This is a genomic window from Streptomyces sp. NPDC001634 (genome assembly GCF_040298185.1).
In the GTDB taxonomy this organism is placed as follows: Bacteria; Actinomycetota; Actinomycetes; order Streptomycetales; family Streptomycetaceae; genus Streptomyces.
On record NZ_JBEOZU010000109.1, the window covers coordinates 19920 to 27264 of the forward strand.

A 7345-nucleotide genomic window follows, 5' to 3' on the forward strand; every position below is an offset into this window, starting at 1 on the left:
GGGTGTCACGTGTGGCGACGTGCGGCGGGGTCGCGTTCCGCGACGTGACGGGCGACCGCGTCGACGCCGGGGCGGGCGTATCGCTCCAGGGAGCGGACCGAGGCGTGCCGGGAGCGGGCCAACAGCATCGGGGTGGAGGTGCCGTCCTCGGCATCGTGTGTCAGGGCGCTGTGCCGTAGCCGGTGGAGTGTCCAGCCGTCCAGGTCCTCGATGTCCTCGGGTGAGGCGAGGGGGTTGGCCAGCAGCCGGGTGTTCTCCTCGAAGATCTCCTCAGCGCGGCGGTAGGAGAGCCGGGCCCGGCCTGTCTCGGGGCACACGTCGAGCGTGGGTGTTCCGGCCGGGGCTTTGCGGTCGGTGAGGAACAGCGGGCCGCGGGTGCGGCGGGCGATGAGCCGAGGCAGGAGCTGGGCGGTGCCGGAGTGCCAGTGAATCCACTCGGTCGCCCCGCCCTTGGCGGTGATCTTCCCGCGTTTGTCCTGCGGGTACAGGTCCTCGACGTTCAGGCACAGCACCTCGTCGGCCCGTGCGGCGGACTCGTAGAGCATCTTCCACTGCGTTTTCTCCCGCAGGGCGACGTCCAGGCGCCACAGGGCGGCGATCTGGTTCTCGGCCAGGGCCTTGGTGCGGTCGGGCGGTGCCGGCCGCCGTTCGATGCCGATCGTGGGGTCGCGGTCGATCCAGCCCTGGCGTTGCCACCAGCCGATTGCCTTGCGTGCGATTGACAGTTCCCGGTTGACGGTGTCGGCGTCCATCTCGTCCGCTCGTGCCGCCGCCAGTTCGGCCAGGGCCTCGGGCAGCGCTGGGTCGTCGATGGCGGCGAGGGGGAAGACGGGCGGCTTGGCGCCCCGGCGGGCGGGTCCGGTCGGTGCCGGTTCGCCGGCGAGCATCCACCCCCATGTCGTGAGCGAGATCCGGTAGATCCGTGCGGAGGACTTGGCGATCCCCGCGCCGATGAGGTAGCGCTCGACCGCCGCGGTGTACGACGAGGGCGGGGCGGACAGGGGCACTACCCGGGCGCGCGGCAGCCGGAGCGCGCCCCCGCTCCCGAGTTCGGTCACTGGTTCGATCGTCATGCTCGCCCCGCCCTTCCGGTGCTGCCGCAGTAAATGCGTACACCTCGCCTGCGACGGCCGGAGAGTCCGCCGCAGGTCGCGAAGATCACGATAGGGGCCCTGCCGCAGTAAATCCGGCATTTACCGCGACTGCATGTCGCCACCCCGTACCGGGCGCTGGCCGAAGCCGAGGAAACCAGGGCGATTTCCCGGCCGACCTCCCCAGTCGCCGAACCGCCCGGCCGGAGAAGATAGCGCGGTGAGTACTGCGCTGGCGGAGGCCCTGTCCGCCGTTCTTCTTGTGGTCGTGCTGGCATGCGCGGTCATCCGCCCGTTCGGCTGGCCGGAGGCCGTCGTCGCCGTCCCGGCCGCCGGTGTCGTCATCGCCACCGGGGCGATCTCGTCGGCCCACGCGGCGGACGAGGCCGCGCGGCTGGGGCCGGTGATCGGGTTCCTGGCGGCCGTGCTGGTTCTGGCCCAGCTGTGCGACGACGAGAGCCTGTTCCATGCGTGCGGAGCGTGGATGGCCCGCACCGCGGCGGGACGGCCCCGCCGCCTGCTGGTGCATGTGTTCGCCCTCGCCTCGGTGATCACTGCGGTGCTCAGCCTGGACGCCACCATTGTGCTGCTGACCCCGGTGGTGTTCGCCACCGCCGCCCGGCTCGGCGCCCGGTCCCGGCCGCACGTCTACGCCTGCACCCACCTGTCGAACACCGCCTCCCTGCTGCTGCCGGTCTCCAACTTGACCAACCTGCTGGCGTTCGCGGCCAGCGGGCTGAGCTTCACCCGGTTCGCCGCCCTGATGGCCCTGCCCTGGCTGGTGGCCATCGGCGTCGAGTACGTCGTGTTCCGCCGGTTCTTCGCCACCGATCTGGACGCCGGCGCCACGGCCCCGCCCACGGTCCAGCCGCGCGAGGTGCCGGTGTTCGCCCTGGCCACCGTGGCATGCACCCTGGCCGGGTTCGTGGTCACCTCCGCAGCCGGGATCAACCCCGCCTGGGCGGCGTTCGCGGGCGCCGGCGTCCTCGCGGTCCGTGCCCTGGCCCAGCACCGCACCACCCCTGTCGCCATCCTGCGCGCCAGTGCGGTGCCGTTCCTCGCTTTCGTCCTGGCCCTGGGCATCGTGGTGCGCGCCGTCGTCGACAACGGCCTCGACACCGCCCTCGGGCACCTGATCCCCGGCGGCACCGGCCTGCCTGCCCTGCTGGGCCTCGCGGCGCTGGCCGCCGTCCTGGCCAACGTGATCAACAACCTGCCTGCGGTGCTGGTGCTGCTGCCGCTGACCGCCCCGTCCGGGCCCGGAGCCGTTCTCGCGGTGCTGCTCGGGGTGAACATCGGGCCGAACCTCACCTACGCCGGCTCGCTGGCCACCCTGCTGTGGCGGCGCATCGTGCACGCCCACGACGCCGAGGTGGAGCTGAAGGAGTTCACCCGGCTCGGCCTGTACGCCATACCCGCGAGCCTGGGCGCCGCAGTGCTGGCACTGTGGGTCTCACTGACCGCGATCGGAGGAGGCTGACCCCATGGCCGTGGTGGTCTGGATCGTCGAGGGCACCTGGCCCGCCTGCGTGGACGCCGCCCGCACCCGCACCCCCGAGGGCACCGACATCGTCCTGCTCCACGTCACCCCAGCCGACGTCCCCGGCGCAGCGCACGGCGCGTTCGCCGGGTTGCTCGGCCGCGGCCACCCCGAACGCGACCCCGGCACACGGCTGGAGCACCTGGCCACCGCGTCCGCCGCCCAGCTCCTCGCCGACGCCGCGCAGCGCCTGGGCCGCCCGTGCACCCGGGAGGTGCGCACCGGCCGCGTCGAGCGGGAAGTCGTCGCCGCAGCCGAAGGCGCCGACCTCCTCATCCTCGCCCGCGACGGCGACCGCACCCACCTCGGCCCCCGCAGCCTCGGCCCCGCCAGCCGCTTCATCGTCGACCACGCCCCCTGCTCCGTCCTGTTGGTCTGGCCCGAGACCGCGCCAGGCATCGCCACGATCCCGCCCCCGCCACCACACCCGCCGCACCACCGGTAGCGTCACTCCGCCGCGCGAGTTGTCGGTCCCCGCAACACAAGGGCTGCCGTTGGTGGAGGTCACGGCTACTCCTTTCGTACGGACCGGCGTCACCGGAGAGTGTCCAGAAGGAGGCTGAAGTTCAGGCAGCCGCCACCGTCGCAGACCAGGATGTCGGGCTCGCTCTGAGCAGGTTCATGCGCTGTCCACGGCGGATCGGGCGGCCTCGCTGTCCGTGGTCCGGGGCCCCGGAACGGCCGCCGCGGCGAGGTTGAGGCGGGCGTCCATGTCGAGGTTCACGTCACCGTAGGGCCGGACGTGCGACCAGAACAGCGGGGTCAGACCGCGCCGGTCGGCAGGGGTGAGGGAGTCCGCCCACTCCGGCTCACCGAGGATGTCCTGAAGCATCAGGGTGTTCACGTAGACCAGGGCGGACTGGAGGATGCGCAGGCACAGGACGAACATCTCCTGTTCGTCGCGCCGGTTCGAGGCGATCTCTCCGCCCTTGCCGTAGGCGATCACGGAGTTGGCGCCGTTGGAGGACTCCATGACGTTCAGGCCCTCCTCGATCTCCCGCTGAAGATCCCGCAGCCGCAGATAGCGGGCCACGAAGATGGTCTTCTGCGCGCGGCCGACCTCCAGCATGGCCGCGTAGGTGGGGTGAGAGGCGTTGCGGGTGAAGCGGCGCAGAATCGCCTCGGTGGACGCGGTCCGGGTACGGATCGCGGTCGCATACTTGATCATCTGGTCGTACTGCTGGGCGATGAGCTCCCAGCGGATCGGGCGGGTCAGCGCCGCAACCAGCTGCGGGTAGGCGTCCGGGTCGCCGGCCGTCGGCCGGTACAGCTTCACCTTGTTGATCCGCTTGATCCTGGGCAGCAGATCGAAGTTCAGCAGCCGGGTGATGCCGAACCCGATCTCCGACTGGCCATGCGAATCGGTGTAGTTGGCCTCGACGTCCATGGTGGTGCCGTGCCGCATCGCGCCCTCGACCATCGCGGCGACCTCGGAGGCGGTGCAGTTGATCAGCTGGGAGTGGATGGCCAGGGACTTCTTCTCCACATGCCAGTAGATGAGCACCCCGCGACCGCCGTAGCGCGAGTGCCACTCGGTGAACAGGTTCTGGTCGTAGGCGCGCACGTGCGTGGAGTCGGAGGCGACCGCGGTCGAGCCCTGGCCCCACAAATCGGCGCTCCGGGCGGCGAAGGTGGCGTTCGCTATGTTCACGGCGATGGCGCGGGCGGACTCCGCCGAGAGATAGCGGCGCCGGACGTAGCGCAGTTCGTCCTCGGTGTGGCCGTGGCCGCCGGAGGCGACGGCCTTGATCCCGGTGTTCGTGCCGTAGGCGTAGATCACCAGCAGCAGGCGCTCGGCCAGGACCTCCGCCGAGAGGCTGCCGCCGCCGGAGACCGAGGTGACCGCGTCCAGGCACCCGGTACGCAGCACGGCCTCTTTCAGCATGTCGATGAGCGGAACGACGCCCCACCGGCGCTGTACCTCGTTCTTGATCCTGCGCAGGTTGCGCGGCTCGGACTGGGCCTCGGCCGGGGTGAGCCGGATCGCCCCGGACTTCCGCTCAGCGATGTCCAGCCACGACAGCTTCGGCATCGTGTCGTTGAGCAGGGTCAGCTCGGTGGTCATCTGCTCGCGCAGCTCGTCGACGAACACTGCGGCGTCCAGGGGCTTGCGCAACTCGCGGTAGTTCTCCTCACGCCGCTCGGCGAAGTCCTGGGGCAGGTCCTCATCCGGGTTGCGCCACTTGTCGGCGCCGACGACCCAGATCTCCTTGCACTTGAGCTGGTCGCGCAGGGCCTGGAAGGCGACGACCTCGTAGACCATGCGCACCACCCTGTGCCGGCCGCGCTTGTCGGTGCGGTGGACGACCTCGGCCCAGTCCCCGCCCATCGCCTTGTGCACCGGTACCTTCTCGCCCAGCGGGTAGTACGTGGTGTTGCCCGCCGCCGCGTACCGGGCCACCAGCGCCAGGGCCTCGATCACGGGCCGGTGGGTGTGGTTGGACGAGCGGAACTCCAGCACGTCCAGCAGCTTGATCAGCCCGCGCCGGTAGTGGTTGGTGTACGACGCCTTCAACGTGGTCTGCACCGTGCGCCGGTAGACCGGGCCGCGGGTCTTGAACTCGTGCACCAGCTCCCGCAGCGTCTGCTCACCGCCGGACACCGCCGGGTAGACGACCTCGCGGACCGTGCCCTCCGGTGCGCCGATCGACGCCTCGGCGAGCTTGAAGAGGATGTTCTCCTTGCCCGACACCTTCTTGAACGCGTTGACCAGCTGCTCGGTGACCTTCTTCTCCGCCCTGGCCCCGATCCGGTGCACCGTGGAGATCAACAGCTCCACCAGCGTGTCCGTGATCTCCCGCTCCCGCTCGTGCAGCAGCGCGGCCAGCAGCGTCACCCGCAACGGCAGCGGGTGAGTGCGCAGATGAGAAGGGGACTCCACCGCCGCCCGCGCCCGCCATCCGGCCACCACCTTCGGCGCAACGTCCGCGAACAGATCCGCCGGGAGCCCGACCGCGCGGACCGCCAGCAGCTTGTCGATCTCGGTGAGCATCGTCTCCAGACTGACGTTGCCCGGCGCCTCCTTGACCTTCCCCAGGACCGGCGGCCCGTCCTCGCCCTCACCAGCACCGGCGCCACCGGGTTCGGCGTCGTCCTCCTGGTCGGCGCCAGCGACCAGGGCCACGATCCGCTCGATGCACCCCACCGTGAGCCGCACCGAGATCCGCGCCGTCAGAGTCTCCTCGGCGACCCGCAGCGCCGCCCCCACGATCCGGTCACACCGCCCCGGGGTGGGCGGCTCGATGCACTCCGTACGACAACGGGCCAGCAGTTCCACCCGCACCTGCTCCGGCCGCCGCTCCTTGCACGCAACGTGCTCGGCGAGCCAGGCCATCAGCTTGTCCGCGTCCGCGACACTGCACTCACGAAAGCCCAGGTGCCCGCGGATCTGCGCACGGTGGTACTCGACCGTCCGACCGCTCCACTCGTACGCGTCCAGCTCGGACGCAGGTACGTGTACCTGCCGGGCGACGAACTCCACCGCCTCGCCCGGCAGCTCTACCCGGCCCCGGGGAAACCGGCCGTACTGCGTGTAGAACTTCAGCAACACCGCGAAGCCCAGTCGCGTCGCACCACGCTTGCCGGACACGAGTCCCTGCTCGTCCTTCAACAGCGTCCAGTGCTCGACCAGGTCGTCCAGGTCCAAAGAGGTACGGGCCACGGTCGTCGATCGTCCTCTCGGGGCATCACCCCGCGCAGCTGTACGACCGTCGACTCACCCACACGAGTGACACCCGCACAAGATCACCGCCGTTTGCGGCTGGTGACAGAGTTCTTACCGGCACCCCTACACCACCGCCCGCACCGTCACCGGCCAGGCGAACCCGGCCGGTTCCGCCCAGTCGTACACGCTCACCTCCGCCACCGGCCGCCATCTCCGTCTGAAAGCCACCCGGCTCGGCTCCCCCGCCTCCGACGAGACGACCAAGTACCGCCTGCAACTGGCCGAGATCCGCTCCAATTAGCACGCCAGGCCGACAGCGGCCTGCCTCGCGCGCACGTTGTGCCGAGGCGGACCGACCTGGCGAAGGGAAGACCTCTCCCGCGCCAGCAGGTCCTTGACCAGATGGGCTGCTTCTGCCACCCACCCGTCGGCGTTCAGCGTCGTCGACGGCGCGACGCAGAGACCAGGTTCAGAAGCAGCCCGATGGCCGCCACGCTCGTGACCAGGTCGAGGCCCGGCCGGCAGGGAATGAAGTCGCCGCCGCTGTCACCGGTTTCGGCCGGCACGGCGAGAACGAGAGCGGCGCCCCATTGGCGCGAGGCCGGAGTCACGGGGCACCGGGGCGACGCCACCGAAGCCGCGGCGAGACGATCGGCGGTGCCGAAGACGGTCATGTCGCCGCCGGTGGCGGCCAGGAACTCGGCGCCGAGGATGATGCCCGGTCCGGGCATGCTGTGATCACCTCGAAGGTGTGGCGGTCGCGAAATCGGGCCTCGATGGCCTTTGTGCCGTAGGCCAGTCGTTAGGGGCGAGCTGGGGAGTTCGCCTCGGGCAGATGGCGGCGGCGCGTCCGGTCCAATGGGGCGCAAGATTGACATCCTCCCCCTCTTAAAAGAGGGGGATTCCAACCCGGGTGGGTTGAGGTTCACGGGCGCTCGAACGGCCGGTGGCCGCCGTCACCCCTCCGGCACCGGCTGTTCGCCGGGGGCGGGGGATCCCGCCCTGTCCTGCCGCGACGTTGTGTGCTGCATTCTCATCGGCGTTGCAGGT

At 70.6% G+C, this 7345-nt stretch carries 4 protein-coding genes and 1 pseudogene; 2 read left to right on the forward strand and 3 right to left on the reverse strand.

The features are described from left to right. Positions 1-5: 5 nt before the first annotated feature. Positions 6-1073, reverse strand: coding sequence for a tyrosine-type recombinase/integrase (locus ABT186_RS41805; protein WP_351236640.1), 1068 nt, complete (start codon positions 1071-1073; stop codon positions 6-8). Positions 1074-1311: 238 nt separating this feature from the next. Between ABT186_RS41805 and ABT186_RS41810 the strand changes: the two genes are divergently transcribed. Both ABT186_RS41810 and ABT186_RS41815 read left to right on the forward strand, forming a co-directional pair. Continuing rightward, a complete protein-coding gene (locus ABT186_RS41810; protein WP_351236638.1) occupies positions 1312-2571 on the forward strand; it encodes an SLC13 family permease in 1260 nt (419 codons plus the stop codon). Positions 2572-2575: 4 nt separating this feature from the next. After that, positions 2576-3076, forward strand: coding sequence for a universal stress protein (locus tag ABT186_RS41815; RefSeq protein ID WP_351236636.1), 501 nt, complete (start codon positions 2576-2578; stop codon positions 3074-3076). A 174-nt stretch (positions 3077-3250) separates the two neighbouring features. Here the strand turns inward: ABT186_RS41815 and ABT186_RS41820 are convergent, their stop codons facing one another. Both ABT186_RS41820 and ABT186_RS48190 read right to left on the reverse strand, forming a co-directional pair. Next, positions 3251-6292, reverse strand: a complete 3042-nt coding sequence (locus ABT186_RS41820) for a Tn3 family transposase (RefSeq protein ID WP_351929563.1) — start codon at positions 6290-6292, stop codon at positions 3251-3253. A 558-nt stretch (positions 6293-6850) separates the two neighbouring features. After that, a pseudogene (locus tag ABT186_RS48190) lies at positions 6851-7073 on the reverse strand (transposase); the annotation flags it as partial. Between the last annotated feature and the right edge of the window lie 272 nt (positions 7074-7345).

Bases quoted from the DNA above. Each gene is read 5' to 3' on its own strand.
- ABT186_RS41805 (WP_351236640.1), bottom strand. From the start codon at position 1,073: ATGACGATCGAACCAGTGACCGAACTCGGGAGCGGGGGCGCGCTCCGG.
- ABT186_RS41815 (WP_351236636.1), top strand. From the start codon at position 2,576: ATGGCCGTGGTGGTCTGGATCGTCGAGGGCACCTGGCCCGCCTGCGTG.